Annotated in this window: 15 protein-coding genes; 10 read left to right on the plus strand and 5 right to left on the minus strand. The window is 73.4% G+C overall.

Annotated features, from left to right (window positions below):
- The 4 genes from ACFXG1_RS04215 to ACFXG1_RS04230 form a co-directional block, all read left to right on the plus strand.
- A partial coding sequence (locus ACFXG1_RS04215; RefSeq protein ID WP_384740855.1) for an acetate--CoA ligase family protein occupies positions 1–1,061 on the plus strand: 1,061 nt, incomplete at its 5' end.
- Positions 1,062–1,119: 58 nt separating this feature from the next.
- Positions 1,120–1,707 carry a DUF5998 family protein gene (locus tag ACFXG1_RS04220; RefSeq protein ID WP_384711754.1) on the plus strand — a complete coding sequence of 196 codons (588 nt, stop codon included), beginning with the start codon at positions 1,120–1,122 and terminating at the stop codon, positions 1,705–1,707.
- Positions 1,707–2,909 carry an alkaline phosphatase family protein gene (locus tag ACFXG1_RS04225; RefSeq protein WP_384740858.1) on the plus strand — a complete coding sequence of 401 codons (1,203 nt, stop codon included), beginning with the start codon at positions 1,707–1,709 and terminating at the stop codon, positions 2,907–2,909. The genes ACFXG1_RS04220 and ACFXG1_RS04225 overlap by 1 nt, the downstream gene beginning before the upstream one ends.
- Before the next feature lie 120 nt (positions 2,910–3,029).
- A complete protein-coding gene (locus ACFXG1_RS04230; protein WP_384711757.1) occupies positions 3,030–3,680 on the plus strand; it encodes a thymidine kinase in 651 nt (216 codons plus the stop codon).
- Between the two features lie 143 nt (positions 3,681–3,823).
- On the opposite strand, the gene ACFXG1_RS04235 is transcribed toward ACFXG1_RS04230, so the two are convergent.
- Positions 3,824–4,684: a VOC family protein gene (locus ACFXG1_RS04235; protein WP_384711760.1), complete on the minus strand. Its 861-nt coding sequence runs from the start codon at positions 4,682–4,684 to the stop codon at positions 3,824–3,826.
- A 318-nt stretch (positions 4,685–5,002) separates the two neighbouring features.
- Between ACFXG1_RS04235 and ACFXG1_RS04240 the strand changes: the two genes are divergently transcribed.
- The 3 genes from ACFXG1_RS04240 to ACFXG1_RS04250 all read left to right on the plus strand — a co-directional run bounded on the left by ACFXG1_RS04240 (position 5,003) and on the right by ACFXG1_RS04250 (position 7,583).
- The gene (locus ACFXG1_RS04240) at positions 5,003–5,851 is read left to right on the plus strand and encodes a sulfurtransferase (RefSeq protein WP_384711763.1); all 849 of its coding nucleotides are present in this window, start codon (positions 5,003–5,005) and stop codon (positions 5,849–5,851) included.
- 288 nt (positions 5,852–6,139) lie between these two features.
- The gene (locus tag ACFXG1_RS04245; protein ID WP_384711766.1) at positions 6,140–6,487 is read left to right on the plus strand and encodes a cupin domain-containing protein; all 348 of its coding nucleotides are present in this window, start codon (positions 6,140–6,142) and stop codon (positions 6,485–6,487) included.
- A gap of 118 nt (positions 6,488–6,605) precedes the next feature.
- Entirely contained in the window at positions 6,606–7,583 is a 978-nt protein-coding gene (locus ACFXG1_RS04250; protein ID WP_384711769.1) for a zinc-binding dehydrogenase, read from the plus strand.
- A 93-nt stretch (positions 7,584–7,676) separates the two neighbouring features.
- Here ACFXG1_RS04250 and ACFXG1_RS04255 read toward each other — a convergent pair whose 3' ends face one another.
- Positions 7,677–9,374, minus strand: a complete 1,698-nt coding sequence (locus ACFXG1_RS04255; RefSeq protein ID WP_384711772.1) for a VanW family protein — start codon at positions 9,372–9,374, stop codon at positions 7,677–7,679.
- A 387-nt stretch (positions 9,375–9,761) separates the two neighbouring features.
- Between ACFXG1_RS04255 and ACFXG1_RS04260 the strand changes: the two genes are divergently transcribed.
- Complete coding sequence (locus ACFXG1_RS04260; RefSeq protein ID WP_384740864.1) at positions 9,762–10,013, plus strand: glycosyltransferase; 252 nt, start codon at positions 9,762–9,764, stop codon at positions 10,011–10,013.
- Between the two features lie 185 nt (positions 10,014–10,198).
- On the opposite strand, the gene ACFXG1_RS04265 is transcribed toward ACFXG1_RS04260, so the two are convergent.
- Entirely contained in the window at positions 10,199–10,948 is a 750-nt protein-coding gene (locus tag ACFXG1_RS04265; RefSeq protein WP_384711779.1) for a carbonic anhydrase, read from the minus strand.
- Between the two features lie 611 nt (positions 10,949–11,559).
- Between ACFXG1_RS04265 and ACFXG1_RS04270 the strand changes: the two genes are divergently transcribed.
- Positions 11,560–12,504, plus strand: a complete 945-nt coding sequence (locus ACFXG1_RS04270; protein WP_384740867.1) for a CHRD domain-containing protein — start codon at positions 11,560–11,562, stop codon at positions 12,502–12,504.
- Positions 12,505–12,586: 82 nt separating this feature from the next.
- Here ACFXG1_RS04270 and ACFXG1_RS04275 read toward each other — a convergent pair whose 3' ends face one another.
- Both ACFXG1_RS04275 and ACFXG1_RS04280 read right to left on the minus strand, forming a co-directional pair.
- Positions 12,587–13,531: an SCO0930 family lipoprotein gene (locus ACFXG1_RS04275; RefSeq protein WP_384740870.1), complete on the minus strand. Its 945-nt coding sequence runs from the start codon at positions 13,529–13,531 to the stop codon at positions 12,587–12,589.
- 313 nt (positions 13,532–13,844) lie between these two features.
- The gene (locus tag ACFXG1_RS04280) at positions 13,845–15,362 is read right to left on the minus strand and encodes a hypothetical protein (RefSeq protein WP_384713910.1); all 1,518 of its coding nucleotides are present in this window, start codon (positions 15,360–15,362) and stop codon (positions 13,845–13,847) included.
- Between the two features lie 320 nt (positions 15,363–15,682).
- Between ACFXG1_RS04280 and ACFXG1_RS04285 the strand changes: the two genes are divergently transcribed.
- Complete coding sequence (locus ACFXG1_RS04285) at positions 15,683–21,193, plus strand: beta strand repeat-containing protein (protein WP_384740873.1); 5,511 nt, start codon at positions 15,683–15,685, stop codon at positions 21,191–21,193.
- The last annotated feature ends 44 nt before the right edge of the window (positions 21,194–21,237 follow it).

Here is a 21,237-nt window from a genome sequence, read left to right on the forward strand (position 1 = left end):
CGTACACGGACCCACGGGGGGCCCGGGCCCCCGCCCCCCCCGGGGCGCCCCGCCCGCCCCGCCCCCCGCGGGGTCGGGCCCGGGCCCCCGCCCCCCCCGCCCCGGGCGGCCCGGCGCCGACGAGCCCCCCGGCCCCGGACACCCCCGCCCCGACCAGCCCCCCCGACGTCCCGGCCGGCGGGCACCGCCCACGCGGCATTCCCGCCTACCCCGCCGCCGAGCGGGCCGTGCGCGCGCTCGCCGAGGCCGTCAAGTACGGGCAGTGGCGGCGCGAGGCGGCCGAGGGTGGCAAGGTGCCCGAGTACGAGGACATCGACGAGGCGCGGGCCGGGGAGCTGATCGGCGGACTGATCGGCGGAGCCGTCGGCCCGCGCGGCGTCACCCTGGGCGACGGGGACACCCGCGCGCTCCTGGCCGCGTACGGCATCCGGGTACGGCCCGCCCTGCCCGCGCCCGACCCCGACGAGGCCGTCCGGGCGGCGGAGCGGCTCGGCTACCCGGTCGCCCTCAAGACCACGGCCCCCCACCTCCGGCACCGCGCCGACCTCGGCGGCGTCCGGCTCGACCTGGGCGGCGAGGCCCAGCTCCGCCGCGCCTACCGGGAGCTGACCGAGCTGCTCGGCAAGCCCGTCGAGCTGCGGCCGGTCGTCCAGGCCATGGTGCCGCGCGGCGTCGACACCGTCGTCAGGGCCGTGGTCGATCCCGCGGTCGGCCCCTATCTCTCCTTCGGGCTCGCGGGCGTCGCGTCCGAGCTGCTCGGCGACACCGCGCACCGGCTCGTCCCGGTGACCGACCGGGACGCCGCGGGCCAGATCCGGAGCATCCGTACCGCCCCGCTGCTGTTCGGCTGGCGCGGCTCGGCACCCGTCGACACCGCGGCACTGGAGGAGCTGCTGCTGCGTGTATCACGACTCGTCGACGATCACCCGGAGGTCGTCGGAATCAGTCTGGAACCCGTCGTCGTGGCGCGCCGCGGACTCTCCGTCCTGGGCGCCTCGGTACGGCTCGCGCCCACTCCTGTCCCCACCGACCTCGGCCCCCGCCGACTTCCCAGCTACTGAGCACCCACTCGGTACCACCGAGCGTTCGACGCCCCCGATGGCCCGTAGGATGGACCACATGGCGAAGACCGGTACGACGACCCAGGGGCTGCGCGCGGCGATCGAGCGCAGCGGCTACTACCCGGCTCTCGTGGCAGAGGCGGTGGAGGCGGCCGTCGGCGGTGAGCAGATCGCCTCGTACCTGGTCCACCAGGAGACCACCTTCGACGCCAACGAGGTCCGCCGCCATGTGACCGTCCTCGTCCTCACCGCCAACCGGTTCATCGTCAGCCACACCGACGAGCAGGCGGCCGATTCCAGCTCCCCGACCCCGTACGCCACGACCTCCACCGAGTCCGTGAAGCTCGACCGGATCTCGTCCGTCGTGGTCAGCCGGGTCGTCGCCAACCCCGAGTCGTACACCCCCGGCACCCTGCCGCGCGAGGTCGTCCTCACCATCGGCTGGGGCGCGGTCTCCCGGCTCGATCTGGAGCCCGCCGCCTGCGGCGATCCGAACTGCGACGCCGACCACGGCTATACGGGCAACTCCACCGCCGACGACCTCAGCCTGCGGGTGAGCGAGGCGGGCGACGGGCCCGACACGGTCCGGCAGACGCTCGCCTTCGCCCAGGCCCTGTCCGAGGCGACCGCGGCGACCACCCGCTGATGGGCCGGCCCGAGACGGCCGTCTTCTGGCCCGACGAACCCCAGCCGCTCGCCCTGAGCGGCGCGCCCGTACCCGAATACGGCTCCGGCTCGCTCGCCGACCTGCTGCCGACGCTCGCCGCGGGGCTCGGAGTGCCCGGCTTCACCGCCGCCATACCCGAGCTGCTCCCCGCCGACCGGGTCGCGGTCTTCCTGATCGACGGCCTCGGCTGGGAGCAGATCAGGAGCCACCCGGAGCAGGCGCCCTTCCTCCACTCCCTCCTCCCCACCTCCAGGGGCGGTACGGGACGGCCGATCACCGCCGGGTTCCCGGCCACCACGGCCACATCGCTCGCCTCCGTCGGCACGGGCCTGCCGCCCGGCCGCCACGGACTGCCCGGCTACACGGTCCGCGACCCCGCGACCGGCGCCCTGATGAACCAGCTCCGCTGGAAGCCGTACACCGATCCGCACGCCTGGCAGCCGCATCCCACGGTCTTCGGGCTCGCCGACGCGGCCGGGGTCCATACGGCACAGGTGTCGTCCCCCCTCTTCGAGCACACCCCGCTGACCCGGATCGCGCTCAGCGGCGGAACATTCCACGGCAGGCTCAGCGGCGAGGAACGGATGGATCTCGCGGCGACGCAGCTCGCGGCGGGCGACCGGTCCCTCGTCTACACGTACTACAGCGACGTCGACGGCATGGGCCACCGCTACGGCGTGGACTCCGACGCCTGGCGCGGTCAGCTCGCCCATGCCGACCGGCTGGTCCAGCGGCTGGCCGAACAGCTGCCCCGGCGCGCGGCGCTCTACGTCACCGCCGACCACGGCATGATCGACATCCCGTTCGACGAGGAGTCCCGGATCGACTTCGACGAGGACTGGGAGCTGCGGGCCGGGGTCGCCCTGCTGGGCGGCGAGGGCCGGGCCCGCCATGTCTACGCCGTCCCCGGCGCCGAGGCCGACGTCCTGACCGTCTGGCGCGAGGTCCTGGGCGACCGCTTCTGGGTGGCGAGCCGCGAGGAGGCGATCGCCGCGGGCTGGTTCGGGCCGGTCGTCGACGAGCGGGTGCTCGGGCGGATCGGCGACGTCGTCGCCGCCGCCTGCGACGACCTCGCCATCACCGCCTCCGTCCACGAGCCGCTGGAGTCGGCGCTCGCCGGGATGCACGGCTCCATGACCCCCGTCGAGCAGCTCGTTCCTCTCGTCGAGGTCCGTACCTGAGTTCTCGAGCCCGCGTTTCCGACGGGACGCGCCCGCCCCTCCGTACCCCCGCCGCTCAGCCGGACGGCCCCGCCGAGGCCGAACACTGCCCCACGACTGCCGAAAGGTCCGCCGCCACCCATGCCCGAGCTGGTCTTCTTCTCCGGAACCATGGACTGTGGAAAGAGCACCCTGGCCCTGCAGATCACGCACAACCGTTCCGCTCGCGGACTCCAGGGCGTGATCTTCACCCGCCGGGACCGCGCGGGCGAGGGCAAGCTCTCCTCCCGGCTGGGTCTGGTGACCGACGCCGTGGAGGTCACCGACACGATGGACGTCTACGGCTATCTGGTGAGTGAGCTGTCGGCGGGCGGCAAGGCGGACTACGTGATCGTGGACGAGGCGCAGTTCCTCGCCCCGGAGCAGATCGACCAGCTCGCCAGGATCGTCGACGACCTCGGTATGGACGTCTTCGCCTTCGGTATCACCACGGATTTCCGCACCAAGCTCTTCCCCGGCTCGCAGCGGCTGATCGAACTCGCCGACCGGCTCGAACAGCTCCAGGTCGAGGCCCTGTGCTGGTGCGGGGCGCGCGCCACCCACAACGCCCGTACGGTCGGCGGGGCCATGGTGGTCGAGGGCGAACAGGTGGTCGTCGGAGACGTCAACCGTCCGGCGGAGGAGGTCGGCTACGAGGTCCTCTGCCGCCGGCACCACCGGCGCCGGATGACCTCCGCGTCCGAGCGTGCCGCGTCCCTCTCGCCGGACGTCCTGCCCGTCAACCACGCCTGACGCGCGCTGCCCGCTGCCCGATGCCTGATGCCCGGCGTCTGACGACCTGACGCGCGGCGCGTGTCCCGCCCGGGCTGCCGGTATCCCGACCGGCCGGGGCGGAACGCGCGCCGTCACGTGTCAGCTTTGCGCGGCTCCACGTGTCAGCGGGCCGATCTGACCAGTGTGAACACCGCGCCCTCGGGGTCCGCGACCGTCGCCCGGCGGCCCCGGGCCGCGGACCGCGGCGGGTCCACCACGCGTCCGCCCAGCTCCACCACCCGCTCGGCCGCCGTGTCCACGTCGTCGACCTCGAACCAGGTCACCCAGTGCGAACCGCGGTCGCGCGGCAGCGCCTTGCCGACTCCGCGCAGCCCGGCCACCGGCACGCCGTCCCGGACGAGGGTCACATAGTCGCCCTGCCCGCCGTCCCCGGAACCGTCGGCACCGTCGTGCCCGCGGTCCACATCCGTTCCGGGGACGGGGACGGGGTCGGCGCCGGGAACGGAGCCGGGGTCGGGATCCCGCGACTCCTGGTAGCCGAAGACCGACCGGTAGAACTTGACGACCGCCGCGGTCTCCGCCGTCACCAGCTCGCTCCAGACCGGCGTGCCGTGGGTGCCGCGGGCCGCGATACCGAGATGACCGGCGGCCTGCCAGAGCCCGAACACCGAGCCCGCGGTGTCCGTGACGATCGCCAGCCGTCCGGCGTCCTCGGCGTCCAGCGGCCCCACTCCGACCGTGCCGCCGCAGCAGCGCAGCGTCTCCGCCGTGCGGTCCACGTCCGGGGTCGCCAGATACGGCGTCCACGCGACCCGGAACCGGGGGTCGGCGGGCAGCCGCCCGACGCCCGCCACCTCCTTGCCGTCGATCAGGGCACGGACGTACGGGCCGAGCTGTTGTGGGCCTGGGTGGAACTCCCAGCCGAACAGCCCGCCGTAGAAATCCATGGTCGCGTCAAGGCCGTGCGCCATCAGACTCACCCAGCAGGGTGAGCCGGGAGCACGCCGAGTCGCCTCGGTCATCGTCATTCTCTCCTCGGACCATCGTGGTGGTCGTACGGGGGACCAGGGGGCCTGTTGTAGGGCCCGCGGGCGTGCGACGTGTCCGTCGTGTGTGCGTGGCCGCACGCCTCGTGCGCATGTTTCCACTCACCGGTGCCACTGGCGCCCCGGCCGCGCCGCATTTGGCGGGTTCCCGCTGGAGGTTGCCCGCTTTGGTGAGTTTTAGGGGTTGCGCGGCGGGGAGACATCTGCCCGCGGCCCCGGTGCGGCGCGTCAGCGGAACGCCCCCGGGGCCGGGTGGGCGGAACGCCCCGGGGCGGAGTGCGCCAGGATGGGCGCATGACTGCGACTCCGACCGCTCGCCCGATCGTCTCCGCCGCGGAACTCGCCGACGCCGTCGCGGGACCCCGGCCGCCGGTCCTGCTCGACGTCCGTTACCGGCTCGGCGGGCCCAACGGCCGTCCCGACTACGAGGCCGGGCACATCCCCGGCGCGGTCTTCGTCGATCTCGACGCGGAACTCGCCGGAACGCCCGGGGAGCGCGGCCGCCACCCCCTGCCCGATCCGGCGGAGTTCGGCGCGGTGATGCGGCGGGCCGGGGTGTCGGCCGGCCGGCCCGTCGTCGCGTACGACGGGGACAAGGGATGGGGCGCGGCCCGCGCGTGGTGGCTGCTGCGGTGGGCGGGGCATACCGATGTACGGGTCCTGGACGGCGGGCTCGCCGCCTGGACGGGGCCGCTGGAGACGGCGGAGCCCGTACCGCCGCCGGGTGATTTCGTGCCGGAGCCCGGTGGGCTGCCGCTGCTGACGGCCGACGCGGCGGCGGCGTTCGCCCGGTCCGGGCTGCTGCTGGACGCCCGGGCGGGGGAGCGGTACCGGGGCGAGGTCGAGCCGATCGACGCCGTCGCCGGGCATATTCCGGGCGCGGTGTCGGCGCCGACCACGGAGAACCTCGACGAGGACGGCCGGTTCCTCGCGGCCGACGCGCTGACGGCCCGTTTCACGGCGCTCGGAGCGGCGGAGCGGGGTGCCGAGATCGGGGTCTACTGCGGCTCGGGGGTGTCGGGCGCGCAGCAGGCGCTCGCGCTCGAACTGGCCGGGTACGTCCCGGCGCTGTACGCGGGCTCCTGGTCGGAGTGGTCCCGCGACCCGGCCCGCCCGGTGGCGACGGGCGCCGAGCGGGGCTGATCGCGGGGCGTTACGCAGCCGCATGCCGACGGCCCGCGGGGCGGTACGGAGCCGTACGCCGACGGTCCGCGGGGCTGACCCGGTCGCCGGGCGCGTTCGGGGCAGCCGTTCATCCGGCTCGCGGGCCCGGCCGTACCGTACGGTCCGACCTGCACGGTCCGACCTGCGTCAAGGCCGCCCCGACGGCTGTGAGATCGTCGGCGGGCGCCCGCGACGGGGCGCCGCGCACCGCGCACCCCGCACTCCCGTCGCCCGCCCGCTCGGACCGCAGAAAGGCAGTGCCCCGCCATGGACCGGAGTTTCGCCGTGCACATCCCGGACGCCGTGCTCGAACCCGACCCGCTCGATCCGGCGCAGATCGTCTCCGGTACGCCCGAGGTCAGCGGGGCCGTCCTGTGGGAGTCGCCGGACGGGCGGCTGACGCGCGGGATCTGGCAGATCACCCCGGGCGTGGTCACGGACGTGGAGGAGGACGAGATGTTCGTCGTCGTCAGCGGCCGGGCCACGATCGAGATCGAGGACGGCCCGACCCTGCGCGTCGGGCCCGGGGACGCCGGGGTCCTGCGGCGCGGGGACCGTACGACCTGGACCGTGCACGAGACGCTGCGCAAGGCGTACGCGATCAATCTGCCCTGAGCGGCCCGATCCCGGCCCGATCCCGAACCAATCCCGACCCGGCGCCGGTTGACCTCGACCAAGCTTGAGGTAGCAGGCTGGCCGTGTCAGGAAAGATCACGAGATCCGGGAGACACCCATGCGCGCCGCCGTCCTCCATGCCTTCGGTCCCGCCGGCAATCTGCGGTACGAGACCGTTCCCGACCCCGAGCCGGGACCGGGGCAGGTGCGGATCGCCGTCCGCGCGGCCGGGGTGCATCTCGTCGAGACCATGCTGCGGCGCGGCCCCGAGTGGAATCCGCTGCCGTGGACCCCCGAACTGCCGACCGTGCTCGGGGGCGAGGTGTCGGGGGTCGTCGAATCGGTGGGGCCCGGAGTCGACCCCTCCTGGGCCGGCCGGTCCGTGGTGACCGCGTCGGGCACGCCCGGCGGATACGCCGAACTCGCCGTCGCCGACGTGGAGTCCCTGCACGCCGTGCCCGGGGAGCTGAGTCACGAGGCGGCCGTCGCGATGGTCGTCACGGGCACCACGGCGCTGGAGTTCCTCGATCTGGCCGCCCTCACCCCACAGGACGTCGTCCTGGTGACATCGGCGGCCGGCGGAGTCGGCCAGCTGGTCGTCCAGCACGCGGTCGGGATCGGGGCGCGGGTGGTCGGGGTGGCGGGCGGCCCGGAGAAGGTCGCGACGGTACGGGCGCTGGGCGCGGAGATCGCCGTCGACTACCGGACGGCCGGCTGGACCGAGCGGATCTCCGACGCGCTCGGCGGGCGCAAGGTGACGGCCCTGCTCGACGGCGTCGGCGGGGAGTCGGCACGGGCCGCGCTCGGTCTCGTCGCCGACGGCGGCCGGCATCTGTCCATCGGCAGCGCCTCCGGATCGGAGTGGGTGCCCGATGTCGCGTTCCTGGCCGGGCGGCGGATCACCTACACCGACGCCCTCGGGCACATGCTGGAACACCGGGAGCGGGCCCGGGGGTTCCAGACCGCGGCGCTGGCAGCGGCGGCGGAGGGGCGGCTGGTTCCGGCGGTACGGAGCTTCCCGCTCGCCGAAGCCGCGGCGGCGCACGCCGAGCTGGAGAGCCGGGCGACCAGCGGCAAGGTCGTCCTCGTCCCGTGACGAACGCCGGGGCACGGGCGGCGGGCCCCGAACGGCGAACGGCCGCCCCCGGGGCGGGGGCGGCCGTTCCGACGCGTGGCGGTACCGGGACCGTCAGTCGCAGGTGACCTCGTCGCGCGGGGTGTAGCGGGTCTTGAACGGCTCCCGCTTCACCTCCTGCCCGTTGTCCATGAAGATCCGCTGGACCGTGACGTCGAAGCCCTCCAGCGGGGTCTGCGGCTGGCAGTCCTTCTCGGCGCCGGGGCGGGTGCCCGGCTCCTTCACATTGGTCCGCGGGCCCTTCTCGGCCTTGATCTCGTCGTACTTCTTCGTCCCGACGAAGGTCACCGTCACCGAGTCGCTGTCGGCGCTGGTGAGGATCTGGATCGCCTTGCCGGTGTCGTTCTTGAAGCGGAGGTCGAGGCTGCCCCAGGCCACGGTCGCCTCACGGCCCTCCGGGTAGCGCTCGATGTAGAAGGAGTGGGCGCCGTACTCGACGGGCTTCACCCCGGCGAAGAACATCGCGTTGAAGACGGTCGTGGCCACGGTCGACACACCGCCGCCCGCCGCCTTCGTGTACTTGTCGTTGAGGATGATGATGCCGTCGACGAACCCGTTCTCCGGGGTCCGCTCGCCGACCGTGTCGTTGAAGCTCCAGGTCTCGCCCGGCATCACCGTCGAGCCGTTGATCAGCTCGGCGGCCCGGCCGATGTTCGTGGTGCGGTACGAGGCGGTCTCGAAGGTCGAGGTGTAGGACGCCACCTTCTCCGTCAGGCCCAGCTCGGTGACGCTGTCCTTGGTCAGCTTCGGCTTGGTGGCGACCGTGGCGACCTCGGCGGTCCTGGCCGCGGCCCCCTCCTTCGTCAGCAGCGGCATGACGGCGTCGGTGAGGCCCTTGGCGGTGACCTCCTGGCCGGGGGTGCCCTCGGACGCCACCTCGACCCGGTCGCCGACGAGGCGCAGGGTGGCGTCCTTCGCCTCGTTCGTGGCGGCGGCGATCCGGGGGGCCATGATCCGGTCCTTGAGGAGCTTCGCGCCGTCCAGCTTCGGGGCCAGCTTGCCGTCCGCGCCGGGGGCGACGGTCAGGGCGCGGCCGATCGCGCCGGTGGTGACCGTGATCCTCTTGCCGCCCGTGGTCAGGGTCACCGGCTCGGACATCGCGGGTTCGGCGAACTCGCGCATCACGCGCTCCGTCTCCGCCGCGTCCGTCTTCGGGGCGGTCTCCTTCACGGTGAGGTCCGCGGGGCCGCCGGAGGCGCCCTCGGAGAAGGCCGTCCGGAGCGCGCCGACCGACTTGTCGACGTTCAGCGACTGGCCGGCCACCGCGGGTATCGCCTTGGCGTTGCCCTTGTCGAAGGTGATCCCGCCGTCGCGGACCTTCCGGTCGTGCTTCTTCGCCAGGGCGTCGAGGGCGGACTTGGCCTTGTCCTCGTCCATCTTCACCACGGGCTCGACGGCGCCGCCGCCGGACGAGAAGAGGTTGCCGATGACCGTGAACGGGTCCTTGTCGGAGCGGGTCGCCTTCGCCGCCGTCGCGGCCGTGTCGAAGGAGAGTCCGGCCGCGGCCGGACTGACGGTGTCCTTCTTGTCGCCGATGGTGACCGGGAGGGGGGCCGCGCCGAGCGCGGCCAGTTCCTTGTCCAGCTCGGCCCGCGCTTCGGACTCGCTCAGCCCGCCGATCGCCACGCCCCGGACCGAGGTGCCTCCGGGGACCTCGTCTCCCGTGAGCAGCAGTCCCGTGGCGTACAAGGCGCCCACGCCAAGGACGGCGGCCCCGCCCACGATGGCAGCGGGATGTATTCGGCGGCGCAAAGGGGACCCCCCGGGGAAGAGCGGTACGCGTCCGGCCGGGGGAGACCCGGCGACAGGCAAGACTGCTGTGGACGCTACCGGCGCGTGGCTAAGGGAACGGTAAATAATCCTACCTTTCGGATATCGCGGGCCTGTCGCCGGGGTACCCACGGGGGGTGTCCGATGGCCGGTTCCCGGCGTTCCCCGCCATCCGGACCGGACCCTGCGGATCTACGGCGGCGGCGAGGGGGAGGACGCCCTGCGGCGCCGGGGCGGGGCGCTGGGCGTCGCGGACTCGGTGGCCTGAATGGGGCGTACGGCCGATGTCGCGGGCGCGCTGAGGGGCGGCTCCGTCTTCGTCCTCGGCTCCCGGGGCGAGGGCTTCCCCCTCGCGCCGATGGAGGCGCCATGGCGACGGGCGTCCCGTGTGTCGCCTTCGATGTCGCCCCCGGCGTCGACGAGATCATCACGGACGGCGATGACGGGCCGCCGGCCCCACCGGGCGATCCGGAGCAACTCGCCCACCGGCTGGGGATGCTGGTGGCGGACGAGGAGATGCGGGAGGCGATAGGGGAGCGGGCCCGGCGGAACATCCGCCGCTACTCGACGGACCGGATCGTCTCCCGCTGGGAGAACCTGTTCGCCCTGCTGGAACGGTAGCCGTCGACGGGCCGTACCGACGGGCCGTACCGCATGGCCGGCCGGGGCGCCGAGGTCCCTTGCCGGAGGCGGACGGGCGGCCCCAGCCCCGTCGGGGCCGGGGCGGACGGGGCCGGGGCCGCACCGAAGTGCCGCCCGGTGTGCCGACGGGGGACGGCGGCGCGCCGGGCGGCGGTTCGTGCCGGTCAGACGACCTTGGTGACGGCCCAGGTGTCCAGGTCGTACCGCGCGCCGATCACATTGATCGTGCCCGCCGTCACCCGGGGGGCGATGTCCGGCTCCTGGAGGAGCTGGCTCTTGATCCGCCGGACGTTCTCGTCGATCGTCGCGTTCACCCGGTCCGGTGTGCCCACCGGGGGGATGGCGGCGTGGATCCGGGCCGACAGGAACTCCAGCCGGTCGGAGTACGGCGGGGGATAGGCCGGGTCGTTGTCCTTGCGGCCGATCGCGTACTCCACCGCGCCACAGCGCTCGTGTCCCAGGACGACGATGAGCTTCACGGACGACTTGCTCGCCGCGAAGGCGGTACTGCCGAGCACCGCGTAGTCGATCACCGGGCCGGCGACCCGGGTGGTGAAGAGGTCGCCCAGGCCCTGGTCGAATATCAGCTCCGGAGGCAGGCGGGAGTCGATGCAGCTCACGACCGCGGCCCACGGTGCCTGGCCGCCGGCCACGACGGCCCGTCTGGCGGCGTCCTCGCGGGGATGCGTCTGCTGCTGGTTGACCCAGCGCAGGTTCCCCGCGAAGAGGGCCGTCTCCGCGTCCGTTGGGTTGGCCGGCGTGACGAAGTTCTGGACCCCCAATGGTCGTGCCCCGGGTGCCGCCGCGGCGGGACCGGCGCCGCCGAGAGTCAGTCCGGTTCCGGCCACCACTCCACCGGCGACGAGACCGCGCAGCACCCCGCGGCGGCTGCCGTTCGCGACCGGATTTGCCAAGGATTGCTTGTCAGTTGACTCTTTCTTGCCTTCTTCTTTCATGAATCGAAATCTAAAGTCCTCAACGCCCCTTCGTAAGCGATCAATTACGCCAAGGCGATATGTTGCGGATGAGGCGGTTGTTTCTTTAAGCACGTGATGACCGGAGTGGAACGGCGTTCCCCATCCGATGCGTTACGTCGGACATTCCGCCCGAGCCCTTGTTGGCACATGTTTGACCTCCGCTTACCGTCGGTACGCTGCGGCGACGCGAGCGCGCTGCGGGACGAACGAACGACGAGCGTTCATTCCAGTACGGCTTCGCGGGCGGTCCCGGGCCGGAAGCGGCCGAGCGGCCGACCCCTCGGTCGGGTCGTGGAAATCATGATCCGCACGGGGGCCGGATTGCGACTGGACTTCCCCATCGGTAGGAGCGTCCCGAGGTTCCGCATCAGTCGAAGTCGGCTGGGTTCGGTCGGAGTCGGTCGGAGTCGGCCGGTTCATGGTTTCGCCGGTGAACCCTCGGCGCGCGGGACGCGTGCACCGGGTGGCCCGGACTCCGGCCCCCGCCGCCCGGACCGTCACCCGTCCGCTCGCGCTCCCGCGCGTACGACCCCGAGGACACAGCGACCATGCCGACCGAGCCGATACCCCGGCGCCGCGGACTTCTCGTCGCCGCCCAAGCCCTGCTGCTGACCGCCGCCGTGACGGCCTGCGCCGATCCGGCGCCGTCCGGTCCCGTGACCGATGGTACGAACCCGGGGGCCGAGGCTCCCGGGAGCCCGGCCACCGCACCGTCGCCGGCGGGTGCGCCCGGCGCGTCCCTGGTCGCCCGGCTCGACGGCGGTCCGGGAGTCGGAGCCGTCGCGCTGCTCGCGATCGACGGCGACACCGTCACCTACTCCCTCACCTGGAGCGGATTCCGCGCACCCCGCTCCGCCCGGATCGTCGGCGGCGACGCGACGACGGCCGTCGAACTCTTCGGCTCCCCGCTGCCGGACAGCGCGACCTCGGTAGCGGGCCGGACGACCGTGACCGACGCGGCGCTCGCCGAGCGCCTGCGGACCGCACCCACCGGCTTCGCCGTCTCCGTCGCCGCGCCCGGACTGCCCGGTGGCACCCTCGGCGGGGCCGTCGCCGCCTCACCCACCCCGGTCGACCCGCTCGGCGCGCTCCCGGCCGGGGTGCTGCGGGCCGTCGCCGACGGACGTCAGGAGTCCGGTGGCGGAGACGGAGACGGAGGCGGCGGTGGTACGGCCACCGGCGACCGGGACGCCGAGACCACCGTGTCCCTCAGCCCCGGCAAGGGGACCATCACCTACTCCCTGACGTGGCGGAACCTGGAACCGCCCACGGCCGCCCATGTCCACCGGGGCGCGCTGGGACAGGACGGCGAGATCGCGATCCCGCTGTTCACCACCCCGGTCCCGGCGAACGTCACCGGCCTCGCCGGAACGGCCCCGGCCGGTGACGCCGCCACCCTGTCCCGGCTCGCCACCGCGCCCGGCGGCTTCTATGTCGGCCTGCACACCGCGGACTTCCCCCGAGGGGCCGTCCGGGGGCAGATCTTCCGCTGAGCCGGGTTCGTCGGGCCGGTGCCGCAACGGCAGAAGGGGCGGTTCCCCCTGACGGGAACCGCCCCTTCTGCCGTACCGGGGTCTACTTCACGAGCTTGCCGTTCGCGCGGACCGTGTACCAGGTCCCGCCCACGCCCTGGCCATTGGTCTCACCGGGCGTCTTGTCGCCGGTGAACCAGTACAGCGGCCAGCAGTCGATGGCCAGCTGGCGGGTGCCGTCGGGCCGGACGTACGCGGTCAGCAGCTTCGGGTCGATCCCGGTGACCTCGGCGATCCGTGCCTTGTCGGGCATCTTCGCGGGCCGCCACTTGTCGAGGCAGGCGCCGAGGCAGTTGGACTTCATGGGCTTGTCGGTGTCCTTGGTGAAGCGGTAGAGCGTCCGGCCCTCGGCGTCCCGCAGGATCGGGCCGAGTGCCGCGTCGTTCCGTACGGACAACGCGGGCAGCGCCGCGCCCGTACCGGCGCCCGTGTCGCCCGTCCCCGTGCCGCCACCGGCCGTCGGGGCCTTCGCCTTGTCGCCGTCGGGGGCCGCGGCGAACCAGGTGCCGCCCACGCCCTGGCCGTTGGTCTGACGCGGCCCGGTGTCCTTCGCGAAGCGGTACAGCGGCCAGCCCTTGAGGGTCAGCTGCCGGGTGCCGTCGGCGCGGGCCACCGCGCCGAGCAGGGCCGGGTCCATCCCCTCGGCGGCCCCCGCGTCCGCCGCCAGCACCGGGGGCCACGCCTTGGCGCAGTCGCCCTCGCAGGTCGTCTTCGGCGGCGACGCCGTGTCGTTGTCGAAGCGGTAGAGCGTGAATCCGGTGCTATCGGTCACCACGGGACCGAGGGGGCCGCTCTGCCAGACACTGAGCTTTCCGGCGCTGACCGGCCGCACCCCGGCGGCCTGGGCCGTGCCTCCTCCGGCCGGGGCCTGGGCCCGGGCGGTGCCCGGCTTCTTCGCGTCGCCGTCCTGACCGCCGCAGGCGGTCAGGAGGACGAGTGCCGCCGCCGCGCCGGCCGCCGTGACCATCGTGCTCCGCAGGTTCCGCATGACTGTGCCTCGTCTTTCTTCTTCTCGGTTTCTCGGGTCACTTCTCGGTGCCGCCCCGGTGGCCGGGGAGGAGGCCGTCGACCACCGGGGCGGGGTCCTCATCGCCGAGCTCTCCGCCGTTTCCGTCTTCCGGTCTCGCCATTCATACGGCGCCCGGCGCCGGGCGGTTCAGCGGTTCGGAGAAGAATTCTCCGGGAAATTCCGGGAAGGCCGGACGGGTATTTCCGGCAGGCCGAATACGCCCGCGGCGAGTTCGCCGGGGCGTATTCGGCCATGGAGTCTTCCGGTTTACGGGGCCCCTTTTCGAGGGGTGTCAGATCACATTCGCGGCGGCCGGTCGCCGGGCCGGTACGGTCACCTTCAGACCCAGCACCCCGAGATCGACCACGCCCTCCGGCTCCGCGTACCAGCGCCAGTGCGCCCCCGGTACGTCGCCCACCGCCAGGACCGTCCAGCCGCCGCGCGGCGAGGCGAGTTCGGCCAGGACCCCGGCGTCGTCGGCGTCCACCGGACGCGGGACCAGGAGGAAGCCCGCGACGACACCCCGGCCGCCCACCGAGCGGACCAGACCGAGCCCGAGGCCCTCGGCCGCGTCGAAGACCGCCTCGGGCGCCCGGTGCCGTACCTCCGCGACGGAACGGACCCGGACCACGCCGTGCACCCCCGGCAGCGCGTCGGCGGCCGGGTCGACGGCCACCACCACCGTGTCCTGCCAGGGGAGTTCCAGCAGCCCGTCGGCGAGGGCGGTGACCGTGTCCCGGGCCACCCGCAGATCGCCCCGTACGCTCAGCGCGCCGTCGAGCTGGCCCAGGCCCACCATCACCTGCGCGCCGTGGGCGTCGACGCCGACGCGGGCCAGATGCGGCAGCGTCAGCCGCGGCCCGCCCTCACCGGAGCCGTCGGAGCCGTGAGAGCCGTCGGAGCGGTCGCTCCCGCCCGGGGTGTCCGGCAGTCCCGCACGGCGCCAGCCGGTCCGGGACTCCGCGACCCACGGCTCCGGGGCCCGGCCCGGGGCCGACACCGACGCCAGCAGCCCGCCGGGATCGGCACGTACCGTGTACACCCGGGTGGGGGCGGCCGGATCTGCGGCCCTCGCCAACTCGTCCAGGGCGCCCCTGACCAGCACCGGTGTACGGGTGTCGGCGGCGAGCCGCCCGGCCAGCGCCGCCCGGCGGCGGCGCAGCAGGGCGAGCGCCACGGGACGCGGCAGCCGGGGCCGCAGCACCCGGGCCGTGCGGACCAGGCCCCGGCCGACGGCGCGCAGCGCGCGGGCCAGCCGCCGCCTGGCGATCACGGCCACCGTGAGTGCCGTGACCCCGGCGATCCCGCCGATGAGGACCGGGACGGGCACCCGGTCGCCGATGGACGCGAAGGGGTTGGCGGCCCGTGCGGACCGCGCGACGGGGGCGCCCGTCCCGGGCCCGATCCGCTGTCCGCTCCGGCTGTTCGCCTCGGGCAGTACGCCGAACTGGACGCCCTCGCCCTCGGCGTCGGCGGGGAGCCGCAGGGCGAAGCCGGGCACGACCTGCTCGTCACCGAGGAAGAGGCTGCCGTCGGCCAGCTGGCGCCCGGTGTTGAGGACCAGGATCTCCTGGAACCGGTCGGGGCTGCCGAGCGTGCGGGCCGCGATATCGGCCAGGGTCTCGGGCCGGCCGCCGTTCTCCTCCACCGCCTCGACGACATAGAACTTCGTCGACTCCGTGACCTTCGCCGGGGTGAGCACGGTCCGGCGGTCGGGGAGTGTGCCGGAGGGCGCCGCGTGGGCGGGCGCGGGCAGCAGCAGCACCGTACCGAGCAGCAGGGACGACAGGACGGGGACGGCGCGCGGCACCCGCGGGCGCGTGCCGGATCGGGCACAGGATCGCGCACCGGATCGCGCGGTCACCCCCCTCCTCGTCACCGCCGTCCTCGTCGCCGTCACCGCCGCCGGGTGCGCGCCGGTCGTCGCTCCGGTCGTCGCTCTGGGGTCGTCTCGCATCTTTCCGGTCTCCTCCTCCGCCGGGCGGGCCGTGCGTCGAGGACCACACGCGCGGTGTCCGTCCATCGGTTCAACCGCGCCCTGGGGACCGGCCGTTCACGACGGTGCTGAACCGGTGGGCGGGGCCGGTACGTGGTGGGCGCGACGACGATCGGGAGCCAGGAGGCGGGCGGATGCCGCGACGACACACCACGGGGTTCGAGGTGCTCGGATTCGGTGAGGACCCCACGCCGGGCAGCCCGGAGGACATCCGTGTCCTGTCGGGGAAGTACCGGGAACTGGGCGACCAGGCAGGTGAGGGGGTCGATCTCCTCCGGGGCGACGGACGGATCAGGACCGGCAAGGGCCAGGCGATGGACGCCCTGCGCGAGCGGATCAAGGAGGTGCCGGGGCTGCTGGAACGTACCCGTGACTCCTTCCGGCGGGCCGCCGACGCCTACGACGCGTACGCCGGGGAGTTGGAGACCGCCCAGGGGATTCTCGACCAGGCCGTCGACCTGGGGCAGGCGAACCAGGCGCTGGCGGGGACCGAGGTCCCCGCCCCGGCCCCGGACGCCACGCCCGAGCAGCTCGCGGCCGGTGACGCGGAACGCGGCCGGGTCGACGAGGCCAGGGCCGAGCTGGACCGGGCGATCGGCTTGGGGCGGCAGGCGCGGGAGTTGCGGGAAGGCGCGTCGAACCGGGCGTCGGTGACCCTGCGGGACGCCGCCGACCAGGCGATCGAGGAGCGCTCGCCCGGCAAGAAGATCGGCGACTTCCTCGCCGACAACCCGATCGTCGAGATCATCGCGGGGATCGTCGTCGGGATCGTCGCGGTCTTCTTCCCGCTGGTGGGGGTGTTGCTGGGGGCGGCGCTGCTGACGTTCTCGGTGATCCGGATGGTGTCCCAGGGGAAGATCGACGTCGGCGAGCTGCTGATCAACATTCTGACGCTGGTACCCGGCGGGGTGCTGCTGGGCACGCTCGGGAAGGTGGGCGCCTCGTTCGCCAAGCTGTCGAAACTGGCGCCGCTGCTGGCCAAGTTCGGCAAGGGGGCGGGGACGGTCTCGGCGTTCGTCACCAAGACGCTCACCGGCTCGACCGCGTTCCGGAAGTTCATCGGGCCGCTCGGCAAGGGAATCGCCGGGCTCGGCACCAAGCCGGCGGTGGCGCTGGCGGGGAAGCTCACCGTGGACGCCGGTACCGAGTTCGCCCTGGGGATCACCGCTTCCGCTATCACGGCGGCGGTCGAGAAGAAGCCCTTCGACGCCAAGGCGGCGGCCATCGGCGCGGCGATCGGCGCCGCCGTCGGCGCCGGGATCGGGATAGTCGGCGGTACCGCTTTCGCGGGCAACCTCAAGAACGCCTTTACGGAGAAGGGGAAGTTCAAGGGCAACCTCGACAAGGCGTTCTCGAAGCAGAGCATCGGATACGGCGCCGACGGGCAGTTCTCCTTCGGGAACCTCCTCTTCGTGGACGGGAAGGGATTTCCGCAGAAGACCGGGTTCCACGGCATCAAGGGGAAGACGAGCGCCGACTCGGAGACCGGCGCCGTCAAGACGAAGATCACCACTCCGGAGGGTCTGAAGACGGAGACGGTCATCGACCCCGGCGCCCAGAAACCGCCGGGGACGGGCGCGGGGCAGCCTCCGCTGCTGAGTACGAAGACCACCACCCCGGACGGCTTCACATCCGAGACCATCGGGAACGTCAACACCATCGCATCGCCGGGCGGCGAGAAGGTGATCTCGGACGGCACCACGACCACGGTCGAGACCCCGGTACCGAAGGGCGGCGGTGGTCCGCTGACCACGACCGTCACACCCGGCGGCTTCACCACGTCCGGGTCGTTCGGCGAGATCTCCCAGGGGCCCGGCGGTACGACGATCTCGGGTCCCCCGCCCCCGGACGGTACGGGCGCGCCGCCGAAGTTCGTCCTCGGCGACGGCGGTATCGGCACCCCCGACGGACTGCTTGATGTGGGCAACGACGGCGCGTTCACCACCGTCACCACGGACACCACGACCATCACCAACCAGAACAACGTCGTCGACGTCTTCGACCGGCCGAACCCGGGCGACGGCGCCCAGCCCGTCGTCACCGTCGCCCCCGGGACCGGTGCCGTCACGGTCGCCACCGGCGGCGACCACACCATCACCACGAACACCAACACCCCCGGCACCGTGAATGTGGACACCCTTCCGGTGACGATCGACGGGGCCGGGAAGACCACCGTCGGCGGTTTCGACAACGGCCAGAGCGTCGAACTGCCCCCACCCGGCGGCCTCGCGCCCGTCACCGTGAAGGACGGTCCCACCACCACGACCATCGGCGCCGACGGCACCGCCACGATCAGCACCCCCGGCGGTCCGACGACGACCCTCGGCAACAACGGCTTCTCGGTGAACACCGGCACGAGTACCGGGACGGGGACGGGTACGGACCCGGGTACGGGCACCGGTACGGGTACGGGTACGGGTACGGGCAACGCGACCACCGTCGACTTCAACGGCCCGGCGGGTACGCTCGACATCACCCCGGGCGCCACCGGACCGAAGGTCACCGTCGACGCCGCGGGCGGCTTCACCGTCGGCGGCATCAACAGCACCGCGCCCGGTACGGGCGGCCTGGCCGGACCGGCTGGCACGGTCGCGTTCGGGCCCGACGGCCATACCTTCACCCCCTCCGGCACCGGCGGCGGCGCGCCGTTGACCGTGAAGCCCGACGGCTCCTTCGACCACGGCGGCGTACAACAGACCCCCGACGGCACGGTCACCACGACCGGTACCGCCGCCCCGACGACGGTCGCCCCGCCGGGCCCTGACGGCTCGACCGTCATCACCTCCGGCGATCTGGCGGTGACCGTCGGGGCGGACGGCGCGCTCACCGTCAAGGCCACCGTCGACGGGCAGACCACGGACGTCCCGTTCGGCTCCCAGCCCACGGCCACCCAGCCGGCGACCGTCGGCGACGCGAGCGTCGGACTCGACGGCACGGGCTCCACCGTGATCACGGTGGACGCGGGCCAGGGCACCGTACTGACCCTCGGCGGCGGCGCATCCGGCGCATCCGGTACGTCAGCCGGTACACCCGGTACGTCAGTCGGTACACCCGGTACGTCAGCCGGTACGTCCACCGTTGTCTCGGGCCCCTTCACCTCCACCCACGGGCCGAACGGCCTCACCAGCGCCCTGCCCTCACCCGGTGCGGCGGCGGGGACCGTCACCACCTCGCCCGCCGGGGCCACCACCGTCACCCAGGGCCCCACCACGGTCATCTCGTCCCCGGCCACCGGCTCGTCCACGGTCGCCGACGGCACCGGCCCCACGGTCACCGTCGTCCCCGGCGGAGATACCGGCCCGACCACCGTCACCACCTCCGACGGCACCACCACGACCCTCACCGGCGACGGCGCCCAGACCTCCGTGGGCGGTACCCCGGTCGCGTCCGCCGACGTCGACATCACCCCCGACGGCCCCGGGATCACCGGCCGGGCGCCCGGCGGCGGCCAGACGGACATCGTCCACACCCCCGCCGGGACCACCGCGTCCGACAGCGGTGGCGGCTTCACCGTCGACAACACCGGCACCCTCCACAGCGGCGATACGACGATCACCACGGGACCGGACGCCACCGGCGCCCCCGCCGCCACGGTGACCACGCCGAACGGCAACGGCGGCACCTCCACCTCCACGTTCAACGGCAACGGCGTCACCACCCCCGGCGCCACCCTGACCACCCCGGCAGGTGGCGGTGTCGGCGTCACCACGAACCCGGGCGGCGCGGCCCCCACCACGGTGACCGTCGCCCCGGACGGGTCGCTGAAGGTCCAGGGTCCCGGCGGCAACACGGCCGACGTCAAGCCGGTCGGTACCGCGCCGCCCACCCCGGAGGGCGGGGGCGGCGGCCCCGTCCCCGGCGCCGTACAGATCACCAACGCGGACGGCGACTCCATCGGCAGCCACGGCGACACCACCACCGTCTCGCAAGGCGGCTTCTCCACCACCTTCGTCGGCGGCGACAACGGCCCCACGATCACCACGACCCACGGCACCAGCGGTATCGCCCACACCGTCGCCCCGGGCGGTCAGCTCACCGTGCAGAACGCGCCGAGCGGCGCCACCATCGGTGCCGCGAATACCGGTGGCACGGTCGTCACCCCGCCGAACACCGGCCCCTTCGGCCACCCCGCCCTCGAAGGCGGCAACAACACGCTCAGCAACGGCCGGAACGGCCCCACCATCACCACACCCGGGTCCGATCCGGTCTTCGACCCCGGTAGTACGGTCGTCCATCACACCGCGCCCGTGAACGGCCTCAACGGGGTCGTCACCGTCACCCACGGCCCGGCCACCGGCTCCTTCGCCCCCGGCGGACCGACCGAACTCAAACCGTCCGGCAACCAGGTGAACGGCCAGACCGTCGACACCGCGGGCAACCCGGTGGGGGACCAGCCGGGCCAGACCAAAGTCAGTACCGTCACCGGCGACGGCCTCGGCGGGATCTCCGTCCCGGCCTTCGGCGGCGCGGGCACGGTCCAGCACGAGGGCTTCTTCGGCGGCAAGACGACGGTCGACACCGGCGCCACCACCATCACCAAGACCACGGACGGCTTCGCCGACAACGTGAGCGTCCCCGGCCAGAAGTCCGGGGTCCTCGACGGCCCGCAATCGCCGTTCGACCCGGCCCCCAAGGCCGCGCCCGTCTTCACCGTCGGCGGGACCAACGGCAACGGGCCGACCGTGGAGATCCCCGTGAAGGGCGGCGGCCCGGCGACGGTCCACGGCGGCGCCTTCGACGTGAAGGCCGCGGGCGGCGGCGCGTTCGAGGTCTCCGTGCCCGTGCCCACGGGCGGCAACGACGCGGTGACCATCGGCGCGAACGGCGATATCTCCGGCCCCGGTGTCGTCCAGCCGCCGGCCGGACAGAACGGGGTCCTCCCGCCCAAGACGATCACACTCGGCAACGGCGCCGTGGTCACCGCCGGATCCCCGCCCACCTTCACCCCGCCGCCCGGCCAGGCCGGTGGGGCGACCCTCACCTTCAACCCCGCCGACGGCACCGCGACCACCCAGGACCCGGCGAGCGGGATCACCGTCGTCCAGCAGCCCGGCGGTTCGGCCGAGTTCCAGAACATCGCGGGCGGTCAGAACACCACCCTCGTCCTCACCAACGGCGGTGTCGGCGGCGTCGTCACCACGACCGGCGGGGCCAATCCGGGGATGTTCACGGTCGAGGCGGGCGACAGCGGCGCCGTCCAGGTGAAGGACCCGGCGGGCCAGGTCACCGAACTCGACCCGGGCGGGTCCTTCCACGAACAGCACTCGCCGTCCGACCTCTACGACGGCCATGTCAACGGCCCCACCGCCACCAGCGACTACCGCGCCTACGGCTACGAGGCGGCGACCAACCTCATCAAGGGCACCATCGGCAACCTCGTCACCGCCAAGTACCAGATCGACCAGGGCGCCGATCCGGCGACGGCCCTGGAGAACGCGGGCGTGAAGACCCTCAACGGCGCGGTCAACGCCCTGTCCAATCTGAAGCTGGAGAACCAGTACGGCTTCAAGACCGGCGGTCTGGAGACCGGTCTGGCCGGCATCCCGTCGAAGACCATCCACAACCTCGACAACAACCAGGACACCGGATACCTCAACCCGGTGCCCGTACCGGTGCCCGACCCGGTCGCCGGCGGAACGCCCTGACGGCGCCCGCGGCTGAACCACCCGGCCCGCCGGTACGTGTTCCC

Origin of the sequence: Streptomyces sp. NPDC059248, from assembly GCF_042753905.1 — a bacterium.
Taxonomy (GTDB): Bacteria; Actinomycetota; Actinomycetes; order Streptomycetales; family Streptomycetaceae; genus Streptomyces.

Coding starts and splice junctions, on each gene's coding strand:
- ACFXG1_RS04220 (WP_384711754.1), top strand. CDS start 1,120: ATGGCGAAGACCGGTACGACGACCCAGGGGCTGCGCGCGGCGATCGAG.
- ACFXG1_RS04225 (WP_384740858.1), top strand. CDS start 1,707: ATGGGCCGGCCCGAGACGGCCGTCTTCTGGCCCGACGAACCCCAGCCG.
- ACFXG1_RS04230 (WP_384711757.1), top strand. CDS start 3,030: ATGCCCGAGCTGGTCTTCTTCTCCGGAACCATGGACTGTGGAAAGAGC.
- ACFXG1_RS04235 (WP_384711760.1), bottom strand. CDS start 4,684: ATGACCGAGGCGACTCGGCGTGCTCCCGGCTCACCCTGCTGGGTGAGT.
- ACFXG1_RS04240 (WP_384711763.1), top strand. CDS start 5,003: ATGACTGCGACTCCGACCGCTCGCCCGATCGTCTCCGCCGCGGAACTC.
- ACFXG1_RS04245 (WP_384711766.1), top strand. CDS start 6,140: ATGGACCGGAGTTTCGCCGTGCACATCCCGGACGCCGTGCTCGAACCC.
- ACFXG1_RS04250 (WP_384711769.1), top strand. CDS start 6,606: ATGCGCGCCGCCGTCCTCCATGCCTTCGGTCCCGCCGGCAATCTGCGG.
- ACFXG1_RS04260 (WP_384740864.1), top strand. CDS start 9,762: ATGGCGACGGGCGTCCCGTGTGTCGCCTTCGATGTCGCCCCCGGCGTC.
- ACFXG1_RS04270 (WP_384740867.1), top strand. CDS start 11,560: ATGCCGACCGAGCCGATACCCCGGCGCCGCGGACTTCTCGTCGCCGCC.
- ACFXG1_RS04275 (WP_384740870.1), bottom strand. CDS start 13,531: ATGCGGAACCTGCGGAGCACGATGGTCACGGCGGCCGGCGCGGCGGCG.
- ACFXG1_RS04285 (WP_384740873.1), top strand. CDS start 15,683: ATGCCGCGACGACACACCACGGGGTTCGAGGTGCTCGGATTCGGTGAG.